Here is a 17,612-nt window from a genome sequence, read left to right on the forward strand (position 1 = left end):
CTTCCCGTATCGCGGCGCGACATTCGCTTTTATACGATTCCGTACAATTGATCTATACGGTAACGTACAGAATCAGTCCGATCAATGGAGGTGGCCAGATTCCTGCCGTGCCCCGCACCACCCGCGACCGCTGGATCGAGGCGGGTCTGGAAGCACTCGCCCGCGGTGGACCCGATGCCGTCCGCGTGGAGACGCTCGCCGCCCAGCTCGGCGTGACGAAGGGCGGGTTCTACGGCTACTTCGACGGCCGTCCCGCGCTGCTCACGGAAATGCTGGACGAGTGGGAACGCCGCTGCACGACAGCCGTCCTCGCCCAGGCCGAAGCCGAAGGCGGCGACGCCGCCGACCGGATCCGGCGCGCCGGACGATTGACCTTCACCGAGGACCTGCACCGCATCGATCTCGCGGTGCGCGCTTGGGCCCGCCACGACGAATCGGTGGCCACGCGCCTGCGGCGCATCGACAACGAGCGGATGACTTTCCTGCGCAAAATGTTCGGGGCCTTCATCACCGACCCCGACGAGGTCGAGGCACGCAGCACCCTGACCTTCGCCCTCGCGATCGGCCGTCACTTCATCGTCGCCGACCACCCCGGCTACACCACTCGCGAAGCCGTCGAACTCGCCGGAGAATACCTTCTGCGTCCGCCGCGCTGAACGCTGCGCACGTTCGGCAGGCCGGGCTTTCGCGTGAGAGCTCGGCCCCGTTCCGGGCCGCAGCACACCGGTCGCGCCGCCGTATTTCCCATCGATCGAGCTGATCTGAATCGTTGACACTCCGCGTGCGATGGCTAGCGTGTGCGCACATTCTCCGCCGTGGCCACGCGTTATTCCTTCCCGGTCCGTCGAGCCCGGTGACACAGCCCGTCTTCGGCCGTGCTCGCAGCCCCCGTTCGGTCCGTCGCAGAGCGGTTTCGGGCGTTGCACCGCACGATATTCGCGCATGGAGAGAAACGGGAGACGATGGCACCGAACCCACTGCATATCGGCGTCGCGCTCGACGGGGCGGGCTGGCATCCGGCCGCGTGGCGGGAGCCCAACTCCCGTCCTGCCGAACTGTTCGGCCCCGGCTACTGGACCGACCTGATCCGGACCGCGGAGCGGGCACTGCTCGATTTCGTGAGCATCGAAGACAGTCTGCGGATCCCCGGTGGAGGGCACGCACCGTCCGACGACGCCGTCGATCAGGTCAGGGCCAGGATCGACGCGCATCTGAATCGCCGCACGGATCGCCCCGGTCACCCGGCGTATCGGTCTCATTCCGACCGTGACGACCACGCACACCGAGCCGTTCCACGTCTCCAAGTCGATCGCCACCCTCGACTACACCTCGGGTGGCCGGGCGGGTTGGCAAGCGCGGGTGTCCGGTACCGCCGAGGAGGCCGCCCACTTCGGACGCCGTGGGGTGCACGACCTGACTCCCGCCGAACTCGCCGAAGCCCTCGCCTCCGGCGTCTTCCCCGACCGGGTGCGCGATCTCTTCGACGAAGCCGCCGACGCCGTCGAGGTGGTGCGGCGGCTATGGGACAGCTGGGAGGACGACGCGGAGATCCGCGATGTGGCCACTCGCCGGTTCATCGATCGCGACAAACTGCACTACATCGACTTCGAGGGCCGCTTCTTCAGCGTCCGCGGGCCATCGATCACGCCGCGTCCGCCGCAAGGGCAGCCGGTGGTGGCGGCTCTTGCGCACGGCCCCTTGATCTACGAATTCACCGCCCGCGGTGCCGATCTGGTCTTCGTCACGCCCACCCGCGACGAGGGCCCCGGCCCGATCCTGAAACAAGTCGCGTCCGCCGCGGCGCGGGTGGGACGCGCCGGTGAGCCGCTGCGAGTCTATGCCGACATCACCGTTTTCCTCGATACCGACGAGCAGTCCGGTCCGCAGCGTCTGTCCCGGCTGAGCGAACTCGCGGGTGCCGAATTCGGTTCCGACGCCGCCGTCTTCGCGGGAAGCGCCGACGAGCTCGCCGATCTGCTCACCGACTGGAGCGAGCAGGGGGTCGACGGGTTCCGATTGCGGCCCGGCGTCGCGGTCGACGACTTGGCGGCAGTGGCCGACCGGCTCGTCCCCGCGCTGCAACGCCGCGGTGTGTTCCGCACCGGCTACCCGGACGGCTCGCTGCGCGCGCTGCTCGGCCTGCCCACCGACGTCCCCAACCGCTACGCGACTGCCTGAGCGAGGTCACCATGAGCACCCCCCGTAAGCAGGTCATCCTTGGCGCCTACCTCGGCGGCGTCAACCATCACACCGCCTGGTGGCATCCCGAGGCGGGCAGCCAGATCGATTTCAGCAGTTTCGAGCACACCGCCCGCACCGCCGAACGCGGCAAGTTCGATTTCTTCTTCCTCGCCGAAGGGCTCGTCCTGCGCGAACGCGCGGGCCGGATCTTCGATCAGGACATCATCGGCCGCCCCGACACCTTCACCGTGCTGGCCTCGATCGCCGCGGTCACCGAGCATCTCGGGCTCGCGGGCACCATCAACGCCACCTTCAACGAGCCCTACGAACTGGCCAGGCAGTTCGCCAGCCTGGACCATCTCTCCGGCGGCCGCGCCGCGTGGAACGTCGTGACCTCGTTCGACGCCTTCACCGGCCAGAACTTCCGGCGCGGCGGATTCCTCGATCCCGCCGACCGCTATGCGCGCGCCGAGGAGACGCTGAACGCCGTTCGGGCGCTGTGGGATTCCTGGGACGCGGCCGACATCGTCGCCGACAAGGACTCCGGGCGGTTTCTGGCCAGGCCGGACGCCGGCGCTTTCGCCTTCCACGGCAGCCCGTTCGACATCTCCGGTCGCTTCACCGTGCCGCGCAGCCCTCAGGGCAGGCCGGTGATCCTCCAGGCGGGCGTGTCACCACAGGGACGCGCCTTCGCCGCGGCCAACGCCGATGCCATCTTCTCCCCGTACGGCAAATTGCCGGAGGCCGCGGACTTCTACCGCGACATCAAGTCGCGCGCTGTGGCGGCGGGGCGGGCCGCCGAGGACATCAAGATCCTGCCGTCGGCCAGTTTCGTTCTCGGCGACACCGAAGCCGAGGCGATCGAGAAATACCACGCCATCCGCGACGAGCAGGTCACCGGGCAGACCGCGCTGATTCTGCTGGAACAGATCTGGAACCGCGATCTGTCCGGCTACGACCCGGAAGGGCCGGTCCCCGACATCGATCCCGACCCCGACGCGCCGCCGATCATCCAGGGTCGCGCCTTCGTCCACCAGGACCGCTTCGCCACCGCCGAACGGCTGCGCCAGGTCGCGGAGACGAAGAAGCTCTCGCTGCGCGAGGTGGTGATCGACCAGTTCGAACGCGGCCCCCTGGTCGGAACCCCCGCGCAGGTCGCGGAGCAGATCGACGCTTTCGTGCAGAACGACGGCTCCGACGGTTTCATTCTCGGTTCCCACCTGGTGCCGTGGGGCCTGGACGAATTCGTCGACAAGGTGGTGCCGCTGTTGCAGGACCGCGGGGCGCTGCGCAGCGAGTACACGGGGGCCACCCTGCGCGACAATCTCGGCCTGCCGGATGTGCGCTCGGCGAAGGCGGTGCCGGCCGACGCCTGAGTTCGGCCGCGGTCGTCCGCACGTCCTATCGACCGGCGTCCGCTGCCGGGCCCACTGGCCCTCCCGGCAGCGGATGCCGGTCGATGCCTGTGTGGCGGGCGGCCGGGTGGCTTTGTTGTCGAGACGAGTCCGGCCGCGAAGCCGGGATCAGACAGGGCCGGAGATGAGTTCGAGCAGGGTCGCGAGAGCGTTCTCGAGGGTGGTGACGTAGGGGACCTCGGGCGGCAGCGCAACGGCGGACCAGCCCGGCCCGGCCACCAGCACCCGCACCGTCGGCTGCCCCACGGCCCGAAGGGTTTCCGGCGTGGCGCTCGGCGGCAACTGCGACCAGAGCACGAGCGAGCAATGCTCGTCGTAATGCGCCAAGGCGTCGCTCAGCGCCGAGTCGGGCACCGCCGCACCCAGCAGCACGGCGACGACGCCCTGCTCGGCCAGCGCGGCCCGCAACACCTCCAGGGGAAGCACATGGTTCTCCCCCGCCGTGCACGCCAGGAGAACCGGCGGCGGGCCGCGCGGCCGCCGGACCGGCGGGAACATCCGATGCAACCCCGCGATCACCGCCCAGGACAACAGGTGTTCCACTTCGACCAGGCCGCCGCCATCGGCCTGCTCCGCGACGATGGTCGCGAAGGCCGGCCGGCACAAACCGTTCCACGTCGCCACCACACCGTCGCGCGCGAGCCGCGCCATGATCAGCGTGAGCGCGACATCGGGTTCGAGCCGGTCGGCGGCGACCAAGAGCGCGCTGCGGCCTTCCGACGCGCGCGCAGGCTGGGCGAGCGCCCGGCGCGCGGCGCCGGCCGGCGCCGCGCCCGCCGCGATGAAGTCGATCATGCGCCGCAGAGTCGCGATGTCTGATTCGCTGTAGCGGCGGTGCGCACCCCGCTGCCTGCGCGGCGGGCCGATCCCGTAGCGCTGGTTCCAGCTGCGCAGCGTGGCGACCGGAATGCCCAGCCGCCTCGCCACCGCGCCCACCGGGTATCGGCCGGACTCCTCGTCAACCATCGTCGGACCGCATCCGGCACACGAGTTCCACTCCTTCGAAAAAGCTCGAGCTTATGCATCGATTTTGCATCATTACTGGCGTAGCGTGAAGCCTGACAAGCCGAACTTCCCGAGGAGGACGCGCTATGGACCGACGCACTTTCACCCGATCACTCGGGCTGACGACCACCGTCGGCGCGGCATGGCTGGGCATGTGGTTCACCGCACCAGCCGCCACCGCCGCTCCGGCGGCGTGCTCCGCACCCGGCCCCGCCGCCACCCAGAGCACCGACGGCACGGCATCGTGCGCGGCGCGCAGCGACACGGGAGGCGCTGCGGCCGCCTACGGCATCGAGGCGGCAGCCAGCGCAGACGCAGCTCCGAGCAGCCTTTCCCTGGCGATCGCGCAGGGCGGCGGCGTCGCCACCTCGAACTCGACGTTCCTGTCGGGTCCGGCCGCGATAGCCGTCGGACCCGACGCGAGAGTCACGACCAGCGGCGTGCGCCCGGGACTGTCGATCGGCATCGCCGGCCCTGGCGCGACGGTCGCGGTCACCGGCGTCACCGCGCCGACCTGCGGCGGCGGATTCGGGTTCGCGGGCGACTTCCAGACAGGCCAGGCCTGCTTCTCGCCTCGATAATGCATCGTTATGTGCAGCATGTCAGACGTGCGGGTGGTTGCCCGAGGCGTGGAAGGAAAGCGCGAATGAACATCGTGTGGTCGGAATCGATAGTGCGCGAACCGGCCGGTGACCTGCCGGCCCTCGCAACCACCCCCATCTCGCTGTGGCGGGAGACGGTGCGGAAGGCGGTGCTCGCCGAGTTGGGCGATTTCGTCCCGCGAGCCTGCCCCGCGCCGCTTCGCCGCCTGGGCGCGGAGGACATTCTGCGGCAATACGCCATGGGCGGGAAGTGCCTGCGATCGACGTTCATGTACCTGGGCTGGCGGTGCGGCGCGCCGGACGACCCGGCGGCGCTGCGCGCGGCAGCCGGCCTGGAACTGCTGCACGCGTTCGCGCTGCTCCAAGACGACGTCATGGACCGGTCCGCGACGCGCCGCGGCGCACCGGCGGCGCATGTCCGGTTCGCCAGGGCCCACCGCGACATCGGGGCGCCCGGCTCCGCCGCCAGGTACGGCGAGTCCGCCGCGATCCTGCTCGGGGACATGTGTCTGGTGTGGGCCGAGCAGATGCTCCGGGACAGCGGGCTCGCCGAAACCGCGCTCGCGCGGGCGTGGCCGCGCTACGACACCATGCGGGTGGAACTGGCGACCGGCCAATTCGCGGATCTGCTCAACGACGCGCGCACCGAGCCCGCGCTGGCCTCGGTGCTGGCGATCGCGCGGATCAAGTCCGGCAACTACACGGTGCGATGCCCCTTGGAGATGGGGGCCGCGATGGCAGGCTGTCCCGCGACCGTCCTGGACGCGCTGGGCCGGTACGGCGCCGCGGTGGGCGAGGCCTTCCAGTTGCGGGACGACATACTCGGCATCTTCGGGTCGCAGGCCGTGACCGGCAAGCCCGCCGACGGCGACCTCGCGGAACGCACCGCGACCAGCGTGGTGGTCCTCGCGCGGGAGATGGCGACCCACTCGGCGCGGGCCGAATTGTCCTTCCTGCTGCATCGCCCCCGACTGCGCCCCGTGGAGATCGACCGCGCCAGAACCCTGATCATCGAGTCCGGGGCGCCCGAGCGGATCGAGACGATGATCGCCGACTTGGTCGCCCGCGCGGTGGACGCCCTGAGCACCGCCGATCTCACCGCACCGATGCGCGCCGCCTTGGCGCACATGGCCTTCGCCTGCACCGGACGCGTCGCATGACCAGGAGGTTGCACATGCGCATCGTCGAAGGAGCGACCGACCGGGTGGTGGTGGTCGGAGCCGGACTCGCGGGGTTGTCCGCGGCCGCGCATCTGGCCGGCCGCTCTCGCGAAGTGATCGTCGTGGAACGCGAAGCGGTACCGGGCGGCCGAGCCGGGTACGCCGATCCGGCGGGCTATCGCCTCGACACCGGCCCGACGGTTTTGACCATGCCCGAGATCGTCGACGATGTCTTCGCGGCCGCGGGCGCACGCACCGCCGACCACTTGCGGCTCGAGCCGGTGGAACCGGCGTATCGGGCGCATTTCGCCGCCGGGCGCACGCTCGAGGTGCACGCCGATGCCGAGCGCATGGAAGAGGAGATCCGCCGGTTCTGCGGCCCTGAGCAGGCGGACGGCTATCGTCGCCTGCGGCGTTGGCTGACGCGCTTGTACCGAGTGGAGATGGACCGGTTCATCGCCGCGAATTTCGACTCACCGCTGTCCATGGTGACGCCGGCGCTCGCCCGGCTGATCGCCCTCGGTGGTTTCGGGCGATGGGATCGCGCCGTCGCGCGCTACATTCGCGACCCCGAACTGCGGCGGGTCTTCACGTTCCAATCGCTGTACGCGGGTGTCGCGCCCAGCCGGGCGCTCGCCGCCTATGCGGTCATCGCCTACATGGACACCATCGGCGGTGTGTTCTTCCCGCGCGGTGGGATGCGCGCGCTCCCGGCAGCGCTGGCCGACGCGGCGACCGGGGCCGGTGTCCGATTCCGCTACGGCGCCGCCGTGACCGCGCTGGAGCGCGCCGGTTCGCGGATCACCGCGGTGCACACCACGGACGGCGATCGCATCCCGTGCGACACGGTGGTGCTGACGACGGAGCTACACGAGACCTATCGCCTGGTCACGCGCACACCCCGGCGTCCGGCGCCGCTGACCGCCGCGCCGTCGGCGGTGATCGCCCATCTCGGCTGCGCGCCGACGATCGAGATGTCGCATCACAGCCTGCTGTTCGGCGGCGCGTGGGAGGAGTCGTTCCGCGACATCATCGTCCGCGGCCAGGTGATGCGCGATCCCTCGCTGCTGGTCACCCGGCCCACGGCTACCGACCCGTCGCTGGCGCCGGCGGGACGGGACCTGCTGTCCGTGCTCGCGCCGGTGCCGAACCTCGAGCGCGGCCGCATCGATTGGGATCGGTCGGGAACCGGCTATGCCGCGCGGATGCTGGAGGTCGCTCAGGATCGTCTCGGCGCACGATTCGGCGAAGTCGAGATCCTGCGCGTGGACACACCCGCCGACTGGGCGCGCCGGGGCATGCTCGCCGGGAGCCCGTTCGCGCTGGCGCACACGTTCTCCCAAACCGGTCCGTTCCGACCGGCCAACATGATTCGCGGCATCGACAATGTGGTCTTGGCCGGTGGCTCGACCGTGCCGGGAGTGGGAATCCCCCCGGTGCTGATCTCCGGCCGATTGGCCGCGGATCGCGTCACCGGCCCGCGCCCCGCGCGCCCGCGCCGCACCGTCTCCGCGCTCGCCACCAGCCACATCGATGAACGACTGTGATGGGAATCCAGATGACCCGCACCGACCTCGACACCACCCGGCCCGGCGACGAGCGATTGCACCGGTCCTACCGGTACTGCCGCCGGCTCAACGCCAGCCACGGGAAGACCTTCTTCCTGGCGACCCGCCTGCTCGCGCCGGATCAGCGCCCCGCGGTACACGCCCTGTACGGCTTCGCCCGCCGCGCCGACGACATCCTCGACGAGTTCGACCCGGGTCGCGATGTGGCCGAACGGTCCCTGCGACTGGAGGCGCTCGCCGGGCATTTCCGCGACCGCGCCGCCGACGCCGACGCCGTTCTCCCCGCGGTGCTGGACACCGCCGATCGCTATCGCATACCCGCGGTGCTGTTCGACGCGTTCCTCGCATCGATGCGAATGGACCTGACCGTGACCGACTATCCCGATCGCGCCGCGCTCGACATTTACGTCTACGGGTCGGCCGAAGTGATCGGACTGCAATTGCTGCCGATCCTGGGCGCCGCTCGCGCCGAGGAGGCCGCGCCGTACGCCGCCGCGCTCGGCAAAGCGTTCCAACTGACCAACTTCCTGCGGGACATCGGCGAAGACCTGCTGCGCGACCGGGTGTATCTGCCCGCCGACGAACTCGCCGCCTTCGACGTCGACCGCGATCTCCTGCGCTGGTGCGCGGCCCGACGGCGCACCGAGCCCAGGGTACGCAGAGCCCTGGCAGCGCAAATCGCCCGCACCCGCGACATCTACCGCTTCGCGGACGCGGGAATCGCGCTGCTGCAACGCCGTTCGCGACCGTGCGTCACGACGGCGAAGACACTGTACTCGGAGATCCTCGACCGCATCGAGGCCAGCGACTACGCCGTCTTCGATCACCGCGCGACCGTGCCGAACCGGCGGCGAGCACGGGTCGGCGCGGCCGGACTGGTCCAGGCGTGGCGGGCGCGCCGACCGGATCGGTGATCGTCACGGCGACAGTGCCGCATCCCGCGCCGGAGGTCCGATGCCCAGCGCACCGCCCCTGCGCCGCAGGCGGATTCGTCATCCCGGGCGGCGCGGCTCGTCGTCAGTATCCTGATGTCGTGATTACGCTCAGAAAAGAAGACGGTGCCGCGGACCTCGCCGGTATCACGAAATTGAGTGTCGGAGTGAGCTGGGATCCGTCGTCCGGAACGAGCGGCGGCGCGCTCGGCTGGGCACGCCGCAAACGCGGTGTCGACCTCGATCTGATCGCCGTCCTCATGCAGGGCAACGATCCCGTGCGCTTCGCGGGACTCGATTCGCTCGACCCGTTGGGCAACGGCGCGGTCGCGCACACCGGCGACGAACAGACCGGCGCGGCCTCCGGCGACGACGAGACCATCCACGTCACCTTCGCCGACGTCCCCACCGCGATCGACGCCATCATCTTCGTGGCGGCCGCTTTCAAGAAGGGCTCCTCTTTCGACAAGGCGAACAACATCTCCTTCAAGATCTACGACGCCACCGGCGGAAACAGCCAGCAAGTCGCCGACATCTGGCCATCGCTGCTCGGCACCGACAACGCCAACGCGGTCGCTCGCGCCTTCCGCAACGGCGCTCAGTGGCAACTGGAAGTGCTCAATCGCCAAGGCAAGATCAAGCAGGGCGACATGCAAGCGCTGCTGCGCTTCGCCATGCAGTAGCGCCCGCTGTGCCACCCGACGCGGCCTGCGTCGGCCGACCGCGCACTCGCGTCTTCGAATCGCTGCGATACGCGGATTCCGGTCATCGGCGCAGGGCCCCCGGTTACTCTGGGCCAATGCGATCTCGGTTCCGTCGGTCCGTCCTGGCCGCGCTCGCCGCCGCGGCAACCACGCTGCTGCTCGCCGCGCAATCCGCGGCCACCCCGCAGATACAGCCGGTCGCGGGCCTACCTGCGCTGGGCGGCGACTTCCTGTGGGGCGTATCGACCTCCGGCTTCCAGTCCGAAGGCCATGCGCCCGACAGCAATTGGACGCGATACGTCGGCTCCACCCCCGGCTACGACGGGCTCGGCGATTCGGTCGACTTCTACGGCCGCTACGCTTCCGACATCCAGCTCGCGGCGGACCTCGGCGTCCAGGTGTTCCGGATCGGGATCGAGTGGGCCCGAGTGCAACCCGCGCCTGGGGTGTGGGACGAGGGCGCGTTCCGTTTCTACGACGCGGTCGTCTCCAGCGTCGAACAGGCCGGCATGCGACCGATGATCACGCTCGACCACTGGGTGTACCCCGGCTGGGCCGTCGACCGCGGGGGCTGGCGCAATCCGCGCATGGTCGACGATTGGCTGACCAATATGCGCGCTGTCGTCGACCGCTACGCGGCGCGCAACCCGTTGTGGGTCACCGTGAACGAGCCCGTCGCCTATATCATGCACGAGGTCCGCCGGGGCGCCGCGGACGCGGGCGAGATGCTCGACCGGGTCGCGCAGGCGCACAACGCCATCTACGACTACATCCACCAGAAGCAGCCGGGCGCACAGGTGACCAGCAACATGGGTTACGTCGCCGGTTCGGAGGCGCAGGTCAACGGCCCGCTGATGGACCGCATCGCCGATCGGCTCGACTACGTGGGCGTCGACTACTACTTCGCCTTCGACCCGGCGCAGTCGCTGCTCGAGTCGATCGTGCGCGCCAGCGGCTCGGCGATGCCGACACTGCCCGGGCCGCGCATCTGGGAACTGCCGTTGCGCACCGAGGGCATCTACTATGCGCTGCAGTATTATTCGCGCCGGTTGCCCGGTAAGCCGCTCTACGTCGTCGAGAACGGGATGCCGACCGAGGACGGCCGTCCGCGCGCCGACGGCTATCTGCGCGGTGATCACCTGCGCGACACCGTCTATTGGCTCCAGCGCGCCAAGGCCGACGGCATGAACGTCATGGGCTACAACTACTGGAGCCTCACCGACAACTACGAATGGGGAAGCTACACGCCCCGGTTCGGCCTCTACACCGTGGACGTCCGCACCGACCCCTCGCTCACCCGCCGCCCCACCGACGCCGTCGGCGCCTACACGCAGATCATCGCCGCGGGCGGAGTGCCCGACGGCTACCGTCCCACCCGCGGCCCGGCCCTGTGCGTGTTCGTCGATCCACCGGCCAGCTGCCTGACTCCGGTGTCGGAACGGTAGGCGCTGCCCGCGCCGGCCTGGTCACGGCGTGCGCCATTTCTCGTCGGTCAGCAGGGTGCTGGCCTGCGGGCCCATCAGGAGCATGCCGCCGTCCACCAGGTACGACGCCCCGGTGACATAGCCAGCCTCCGGCGAGGCGAGGAACGCGACCACGGCGGCGACTTCCTTCGCGTGCCCCGTTCGACCCAGCGGCACCCCGGGACGGGACTGCTCACGGGGATCGACGTCTTCCTGCCCGGTCATCGGCGTGGAGATCTCGCCCGGCGCCACCGAATTCACGGTGATGTCGTGTTCGGCGAGTTCCAGCGCCAGCACTTTCGTCAGTGCGCCGAGCCCCGCCTTTGCCGCGCAGTACGGTGCGGCGCCCACCCGGGGAACGTGCTCGTGCACGCTGGTGATGTTGATGATCCTGCCACCGGCACCGGCTGCGATCATGTGCGCCGCGGCGCGCTGGGAGCAGACGAACGCCCCGTCCAAGTCCACCGACAGCACGTGCCGCCAGGTGTCGAAGTCCATGTCCATCGCCTTCTGCGCCGAGCCGGTTCCGGCGCAGTTCACCAGCACGTCGAGGCCACCGAGTTCGCCGGCGAGTTCATCGATCACCGGACCGGCGGACGACGGGTCCGCCAAGTCGAGACGGCGCACCGCGGCGGTCCTGCCCTGGTCGCGTACCTGCGCGGCGGTGTCCTCCGCACCGCTGCGGTCGCTGTGGAACGTCAGCCCGACATCGGCGCCGCCCGCGGCGAGGGTGACGGCGATCGCGGCGCCGATACCGGAGTCTCCCCCGGTCACCACGGCTCGGCGCGGAGTTCCCGCTCGTTCTTCCGGAAGTGGAGCTGTAGTAGCCATGTCCCGCGACTACCCGGGCGGCCCCGGACCACACCCCGCTCATTGCCGCCCCGGACGTGACCATTTCCCCCACCTTCGCATCGCCGATCCGGCGTTACGCACTCGACCAGCCCGAACCCACATTCTTTCCCGGTGCGGGGGTACTCGCGCCGTGGGAAGGAGGTGGCCATGCCCGACGTACGCGACGACGATTCGGCGGTGCCGACGGCCGAGCAGTTCGCGCGGGCCGTCCTGCGCGCCGCCGCGAAGCCCGAACGCATCGCCTCGGTGGTGGAACTGGTCGTGGGCGACCGCATCGAGGCGGGACCGATCAGGGTGGGTCCGGCGCGGCTCGCGGTCGCGGCCGTGGAGGGACGTCCCGGGATCGTGCGTGCCGCCCCCTGCGAAGCCGACGGCTGGGATGTCGGCGTGGAGGTGCCGGTCATGCTCCGGCTGCGGATCAGCATGATCGGTGTCGTCGCCCGTTTCGCGGGCGCCGTCGCCGTTCGCCTGCGTTTCGCCTTGCTGCCGGAGGACGCGTGCACGCTGCTGGTGTACACCGAGGACGTGGGAACCGAACACGTCGACGTGGAGATTCTTCCGCTGGACCGGGCCGCCAAGGTGATCGATCGCTTCGGCGACGTCCGCGCCGTGGTGGCCGACCACATCGTCGCGTACCTGCGTGAGCTGCTCGCCAGCCAGGAGGTGCAACAGATCCGGCGCATCGACGTCGGCGAACTGATCGAGCGCGCGTGGGACAGCGGCCTGCTCATCCCGCCGCCCCTCTCCGGTCGCGACGGAACCGAGCGGCGCGGCGCATGAAGGTGGTGATCACCGGCGCGAGCGGCAACGTCGGGACGGCGTTGTTGCGGGCACTGCGTGCAGACGACTGCGAACTCGTCGGCATCGCCCGTCGCACACCGGACCGGACCAGGGAACCCTACGCGGGGGTCCGGTGGGTGTCCTGCGATATCGGCGCCGTCGACGCGGTCGAGACCCTGCGGGCCGCCTGTACGGGCGCCGACGTGCTCGTGCATCTGGCGTGGGCGATCCATCCGCGCCGCGGTGACCCGCCGATGCGCAGGACCAACCTGCTCGGCACCGAGAACGTGCTGCGCGCCGCGGCGCGGTCGGCGGTGCCCCAGCTCATCGCCGCCTCCTCCTGCGCCGCCTACACCCCCGCGGAGCGATGGCGGCGGGTATCGGAGGAATGGCGGCTGTCCGGCGTGCCCGGTAGCGCGTACAGCTCGGGCAAGGCGGAGCTGGAAGCACAGCTGGACACCTTCGCGGCGGGCCACCCGGAAATCCGCACGGCGCGAATCCGTCCGTGCGGCATCGCGCAAGCCGAGGCCGCGGCGGAACTGGCGGACTGGATCCTGCCGCCGTGGCTGCCGCGACGGCTGGTCGGCGGACGCCTGGCCCCCGTGCCGTTGTGGCGCGAGTTGCGGCTGCAACTGGTGCACAGCGCGGATGTGGCTGCGGCGATCCGGCGGATCGCGCACCAGCGTGCGACCGGGGCGTTCAATCTCGCCGCCGAACCGTGCCTGGGCGCGGACGCGCTCGCGGGAATGTTCGGCGGCTTCCGTCTGCCCGCGCCTCGGCGCGCGCTTCATGCCGCCGCATGGACCGGATGGCGCGCCGGGCTGCTGCCGTTGCATCCGGCGTGGCTGACCCTGGCCGACCGAGCGTGCCTGATCGACTCGTCCAAAGCCCGTCGCGAACTCGGCTGGGCGCCTCGCTTCGCCGCGCACGAGACCGGCGCGGAGCTGGTCTCCGCCATGCGCGCCGCCAGGACCGGTTACAGCCCGCCGCTGGCCCCCGACCGGAAGATACGGCTCGGGCGTCCTTCCCACCAGGATCAGCGGCCCGGTGGCGAGCACCGGCGCTGACCGCCGGAAACCGGGGATGACAAGGGGTTATCGCCTCTGGCCGCAGCTCGTGTCGCTGCGAGCGACCGGTGATGCGAACCCGTATCGTCGCCAGCGAACAAGCAACGCGTCTCTTGCTCGTCATGCGCTGGGTTAGGCAGTGAAAGCCATTTCGGACAGCCGACCATATTGGTAAGGAGAGCGATGTTCACCCATAACAAGGATCTCCAGTTCGAAGTCCGCGTGGACCGTCCGGATCCGCGCTTCGCGACCCTGTTGCAGGAACAATTCGGCGGCGCCAACGGGGAATTGAAGGCCGCCATGCAGTATTTCAACCAGGCGTTCATGCTGCGTGGCAAACATCCGAAAACCTACGACCTGTTCATGGACATCGCCACCGAGGAACTCAGCCATCTCGAGATCGTCGGCGCGATGATCACCATGCTGCTCGACGGGCTCAACGACGATCTGAAGCAGGCCAACGAGCGGTGCGACTGGATGCCGATGGTGTCGAGCTCCGCTGGACGCGATCAGGTCATCCACCAGGTCGCGGTGAACCCGCTGTATTTCTCGCTCAGCGGCGGCGGCCCCGTGGTGAAGGACTCCGCGGGCGTGCCGTGGTCGGGCAACTACGTCGACGCCAACGGTGAGCCTTCGGTCGATCTGCGCAGCAATCTCGCGGCGGAGTCACGAGCCAAGATCGTCTACGAATATCTCAAGCAGTTCACCGACGATCCCGGTGTGCAGGACACGCTTTCGTTCTTGATGACCCGCGAGGTCGCCCACTTCCAGCAGTTCACCGCCGCGCTGAACGAATTGCCGGTCAATTTCCCGCCCGGTGTGCTGCCCGGCGACGATCGGTTCCAGAACGTGGCGTTCAACATGTCCAACGGCGCGGCGAGCGCCCGCGGTCCCTGGAACGAAGGGCAGGGCCCGTGGCCGTCGGGCACGGAGTGGCGCTATATCGACAATCCGGTCACCGAATGGCTCGACTCCGACGAGCGCGTCAATCACGGCGCGGAGACCAACCCGCAAGGCGAGCCCGCGGTTCAGGGCACCAAACCGTTCACCCACGAGTCGCACATCCCGGACTGACCTCTCCAGCGCCTGCGGCCGCGGCGAACCGGCGGCCGCTCGGACGCACAGCGACGCGGCGCGCGGCAACTGATGCCGCGCGCCGCGCTCACTGTCCGGATCAATGCCGCGGCTTGCTGATCATGTCTTTGGCGCGATCCATCATCGCGGCGAACGGACCGACGAGGACATTCGCGGTGGCCGATTCCACGCCGGGATGCGGCCGGGTCGGCGCCATCGTCTCGGCCAGTTCGACGGTTCTGCGCAACCTCTGCAGGGTCTCGTCGTCGAGTTTCGCGCGCAGCCGGTTGAATTTCCTCCCGTTCTTCGTGGTCGGCGTGCGCCAGCACCGCTTCGCGCAGTTCGGCCGACCTGGAATTCCACCGAGCTGATGTCCAGCGACTCCATCTCGGCGAGCTGCTTTTTCGCCTTGTTCTCCTCTTCCAGCCGCGCATCCGCGATGGACGCGCCCTCCCCGAGCTCACGCCGGGCGCGCGGGTGGATGATCTCTTCCTCGGCGGTCTCGTGCACCGCGAGCAGGCGCCGCAACTCGAAGAACTTGCTTTCGCGTTCGACGGGGTCGGAGGTGTCGGCGGTCTCGGCGAACAATTGCCGGATCCGGCCGGACGCGAAACCGCCCGGCAGGCCGGTTACGTGCTCACCCTGCCCGCGATGGGAGCCGGATATATCGAGGTCGGCACGCTGTGCCGCCAGGGGCGGTGAATCTCCGAACCCGGCAGGGAAGCCAGTTCCGGAATCCAGCGCCGCACGTAGTTGCCCTCGGGGTCGTAGCGTTCCGCGGTGCCGACGGCTCCCGGGTCGAGACGTCCCGCCTGCTGCCAGGTGAAGCGGTCGCTCGCCGCGTCGTCGAGCAGCCACCGGCGGAAGTGTTCGGCCCCGACCCGCCAGTCCACCCGCAGCGTCGTGGTGAGGAAACCAGCGGCGATCACCCGCGCGCGCTCCGGCATCCATCCCTGCGCGGCCAGCTGCCGCATCCCCGCGTCGACGATCGGGTATCCGGTGCGTCCGTCGCGCCAGGCGCCCACCACGACCGGATCGTGCGCCTGCCGCTCGCCGGGACCTTCACCGGACCGTGCGATGTCGGCCCGCGCGACGAGGAACTGCAGATGGAAGTCGCGCCGAGCGAGCTGGCGAAGGAAAGCGCGCCCGTCCGTGGTCGCCATGTCGGTGTGGTACACCATCTCGGCGGCGGACAGGCACCCGAAATACAGATACGGCGACAGTCGGTCGCAGCCCTCCCGCGTGAGCTCACCGGTGGCCCGGCCGCGTGGTTGCCGCCGGTCGGCGACGCAGCCCCGCCACAGCGCACGGCCGGTGATCTCGCCACCGACCGCCAGCTGCGGTGAGATGGCCGCGTCGCCGAGTTCGTCGAATCTCGGCACGGGATCGCTGTCGACGCGGGGAACGATCAGCTCCGTCGGCTCGGCCAGCGGCCGCCGCTTCGGCGCCGACAACCATCGGCGGAAGTAGGTCGCGAAATCCGGAACCTCGTCGTCGGGCCGGTACGGGCCGCAGTCGGCGGGATCCACGGCGGTCAGGGTGGCCGGATGGGTGTGCAGCAGGCAACTGCGCCGCGCCAGCCGTTCGCTCAGTGCCCGTAGGCGGCATCGGCCGTACCAGGTGGCGTCCTCGGCGATGTGGACGCTGTCGGCGTGCACCTGTGCCGCCACCCGGTCCACCGCTTCGACGTAATCACCGTGGCGAACCACCAGTTGGCCACCGGCACAGCGAAGTTCGGCGTCGAGTTCGGCGAGCGCGGCGGATAGGAAACGGAGTTTGTTCCCAGCGGGCTTCGCGCTGCCGACGAGACGGTCGTCGACGACGTAGAGCGGAACCACCGCCGCGCCCTCGCGTACCGCGGCCACCAGGGCCGGGTTGTCGTGGACGCGAAGGTCACGGGTGAAGAGTACGATTGTTACGGCCATTCGGAATTCTCGACGACAGGCCTCCGTCGCGTGGATCGGCGACGGCGGTATCGGACATTCGGCGGCGTGCCACGCCGATTCGGAGCGGTATCGGAGTAAGGGGCTTTACGCCAATGCTGCGCGACCGGGGCTGTCATGTCAAGTTGCGCCCGCGGTCACGTACCGGAACGGCGCTGGCGGAACAGATCGGTGAGCCAGGGCTCCAGGTCGGCGCTCAACGCGGTCAGATCCGGCTCCTGTGACTCGTCGAGCGCGTCGGCGGTCAGTTGCCGCACGGCGTAGACGACGCCCATGTACGCGGCGACCGAGAGCAGTGGCTGCCGATCGGCGGTCGCCTTCTGCACCAGAGCGCGGATGTACTCGGCGAACAAGCGGATCGACTTTCGCCTGCGCCGCCGGGCGGCAGGCCCGAGCCCGTCGATCTCCACCTGGTAGGCACGGGCCACGACCAGGTCGTTCTGCAGGGAGCCGAGGTACTGGCCGAGCGCGTCGGCGACGATGGATCTGCGGTCTCGGCCCTTGATGTCCGCGCCCGTCAGCTGCGTCAGCAGCACCTGGATGAAGCGGTCGTAACCGGCGAAGATGCACTCGTCCTTGTTGGCGAAGGCGTCGTAGAAGGCCGCCAGCGAGACGCCGGCGCGCTTGGCGACATCGGTGGGGCCGAATCCGGCGTAACCGCGGGCCGCGAGCAATTCGGTCGCGGCGACCAGCAGCCGTTCCCGCTGTGCGGCCATCACCTGCTCACGCCCCAGATTGTGCCGCCCCCGCGGCAGCGCGGCGGGAAGTGTGAAGAACACTCCGTCTCGCACCGGAACGATCGGTGCGTCGGCGTCGGCGGGCGCGGCGGACACTCCTGCAGACTACCGAGCCGCCCATTCGGGTAT

General features: G+C 69.6%; 17 protein-coding genes and 1 pseudogene. 13 read left to right on the top strand and 5 right to left on the bottom strand.

What is annotated here, in order from left to right:
* Window positions 1–71 precede the first annotated feature (71 nt).
* The 3 genes and pseudogenes from ACH49X_RS16785 to ACH49X_RS16795 all read left to right on the top strand — a co-directional run bounded on the left by ACH49X_RS16785 (window position 72) and on the right by ACH49X_RS16795 (window position 3,557).
* Window positions 72–656, top strand: coding sequence for a TetR/AcrR family transcriptional regulator (locus ACH49X_RS16785; protein ID WP_195079468.1), 585 nt, complete (start codon window positions 72–74; stop codon window positions 654–656).
* Window positions 657–962: 306 nt separating this feature from the next.
* Window positions 963–2,178, top strand: a pseudogene (locus tag ACH49X_RS16790) (LLM class flavin-dependent oxidoreductase).
* A gap of 11 nt (window positions 2,179–2,189) precedes the next feature.
* Complete coding sequence (locus tag ACH49X_RS16795) at window positions 2,190–3,557, top strand: NtaA/DmoA family FMN-dependent monooxygenase (protein WP_357205458.1); 1,368 nt, start codon at window positions 2,190–2,192, stop codon at window positions 3,555–3,557.
* Window positions 3,558–3,704: 147 nt separating this feature from the next.
* On the opposite strand, the gene ACH49X_RS16800 is transcribed toward ACH49X_RS16795, so the two are convergent.
* Complete coding sequence (locus tag ACH49X_RS16800) at window positions 3,705–4,562, bottom strand: MerR family transcriptional regulator (protein ID WP_357205461.1); 858 nt, start codon at window positions 4,560–4,562, stop codon at window positions 3,705–3,707.
* Window positions 4,563–4,687: 125 nt separating this feature from the next.
* Here ACH49X_RS16800 and ACH49X_RS16805 point away from each other — a divergent pair, with 125 nt between their 5' ends.
* The 6 genes from ACH49X_RS16805 to ACH49X_RS16830 all read left to right on the top strand — a co-directional run bounded on the left by ACH49X_RS16805 (window position 4,688) and on the right by ACH49X_RS16830 (window position 11,012).
* Window positions 4,688–5,182 carry a DUF6764 family protein gene (locus ACH49X_RS16805; RefSeq protein ID WP_357205464.1) on the top strand — a complete coding sequence of 165 codons (495 nt, stop codon included), beginning with the start codon at window positions 4,688–4,690 and terminating at the stop codon, window positions 5,180–5,182.
* Between the two features lie 65 nt (window positions 5,183–5,247).
* A complete protein-coding gene (locus ACH49X_RS16810; RefSeq protein WP_357205467.1) occupies window positions 5,248–6,363 on the top strand; it encodes a polyprenyl synthetase family protein in 1,116 nt (371 codons plus the stop codon).
* A gap of 14 nt (window positions 6,364–6,377) precedes the next feature.
* Window positions 6,378–7,910, top strand: coding sequence for a phytoene desaturase family protein (gene crtI / locus ACH49X_RS16815; protein WP_357205470.1), 1,533 nt, complete (start codon window positions 6,378–6,380; stop codon window positions 7,908–7,910).
* 11 nt (window positions 7,911–7,921) lie between these two features.
* Window positions 7,922–8,845 (top strand): phytoene/squalene synthase family protein, encoded by a 924-nt coding sequence (locus ACH49X_RS16820; protein ID WP_357205473.1) that lies wholly within the window; start codon window positions 7,922–7,924, stop codon window positions 8,843–8,845.
* Between the two features lie 119 nt (window positions 8,846–8,964).
* Complete coding sequence (locus tag ACH49X_RS16825) at window positions 8,965–9,546, top strand: TerD family protein (protein WP_067798617.1); 582 nt, start codon at window positions 8,965–8,967, stop codon at window positions 9,544–9,546.
* A gap of 116 nt (window positions 9,547–9,662) precedes the next feature.
* Complete coding sequence (locus ACH49X_RS16830) at window positions 9,663–11,012, top strand: family 1 glycosylhydrolase (RefSeq protein WP_195079384.1); 1,350 nt, start codon at window positions 9,663–9,665, stop codon at window positions 11,010–11,012.
* A gap of 21 nt (window positions 11,013–11,033) precedes the next feature.
* On the opposite strand, the gene ACH49X_RS16835 is transcribed toward ACH49X_RS16830, so the two are convergent.
* Window positions 11,034–11,861, bottom strand: a complete 828-nt coding sequence (locus ACH49X_RS16835; protein ID WP_195079383.1) for an SDR family oxidoreductase — start codon at window positions 11,859–11,861, stop codon at window positions 11,034–11,036.
* 168 nt (window positions 11,862–12,029) lie between these two features.
* Between ACH49X_RS16835 and ACH49X_RS16840 the strand changes: the two genes are divergently transcribed.
* The 3 genes from ACH49X_RS16840 (at window position 12,030) to ACH49X_RS16850 (ending at window position 14,803) form a co-directional block, all read left to right on the top strand.
* Window positions 12,030–12,662: a hypothetical protein gene (locus tag ACH49X_RS16840; protein WP_195079382.1), complete on the top strand. Its 633-nt coding sequence runs from the start codon at window positions 12,030–12,032 to the stop codon at window positions 12,660–12,662.
* On the top strand, window positions 12,659–13,729 hold the full coding sequence (locus tag ACH49X_RS16845) for an NAD-dependent epimerase/dehydratase family protein (RefSeq protein ID WP_357205476.1): 1,071 nt from the start codon (window positions 12,659–12,661) through the stop codon (window positions 13,727–13,729). Before ACH49X_RS16840 ends, ACH49X_RS16845 begins: the two co-directional genes overlap by 4 nt.
* A gap of 183 nt (window positions 13,730–13,912) precedes the next feature.
* Window positions 13,913–14,803, top strand: coding sequence for a manganese catalase family protein (locus ACH49X_RS16850; RefSeq protein WP_195079380.1), 891 nt, complete (start codon window positions 13,913–13,915; stop codon window positions 14,801–14,803).
* 100 nt (window positions 14,804–14,903) lie between these two features.
* Here ACH49X_RS16850 and ACH49X_RS16855 read toward each other — a convergent pair whose 3' ends face one another.
* Window positions 14,904–15,050 carry a hypothetical protein gene (locus ACH49X_RS16855; RefSeq protein WP_357205479.1) on the bottom strand — a complete coding sequence of 49 codons (147 nt, stop codon included), beginning with the start codon at window positions 15,048–15,050 and terminating at the stop codon, window positions 14,904–14,906.
* A 230-nt stretch (window positions 15,051–15,280) separates the two neighbouring features.
* Here ACH49X_RS16855 and ACH49X_RS16860 point away from each other — a divergent pair, with 230 nt between their 5' ends.
* A complete protein-coding gene (locus ACH49X_RS16860; RefSeq protein ID WP_357205482.1) occupies window positions 15,281–15,505 on the top strand; it encodes a hypothetical protein in 225 nt (74 codons plus the stop codon).
* Here the strand turns inward: ACH49X_RS16860 and ACH49X_RS16865 are convergent.
* Both ACH49X_RS16865 and ACH49X_RS16870 read right to left on the bottom strand, forming a co-directional pair.
* A complete protein-coding gene (locus ACH49X_RS16865; RefSeq protein ID WP_357205485.1) occupies window positions 15,433–16,728 on the bottom strand; it encodes an FAD-binding domain-containing protein in 1,296 nt (431 codons plus the stop codon). The genes ACH49X_RS16860 and ACH49X_RS16865 overlap by 73 nt on opposite strands.
* A gap of 155 nt (window positions 16,729–16,883) precedes the next feature.
* Entirely contained in the window at window positions 16,884–17,579 is a 696-nt protein-coding gene (locus ACH49X_RS16870; RefSeq protein ID WP_323124043.1) for a TetR/AcrR family transcriptional regulator, read from the bottom strand.
* Window positions 17,580–17,612: the final 33 nt, after the last annotated feature.

This window comes from Nocardia sp. NPDC019323 (assembly GCF_044389845.1).
Classification (GTDB): Bacteria; Actinomycetota; Actinomycetes; order Mycobacteriales; family Mycobacteriaceae; genus Nocardia; species Nocardia implantans.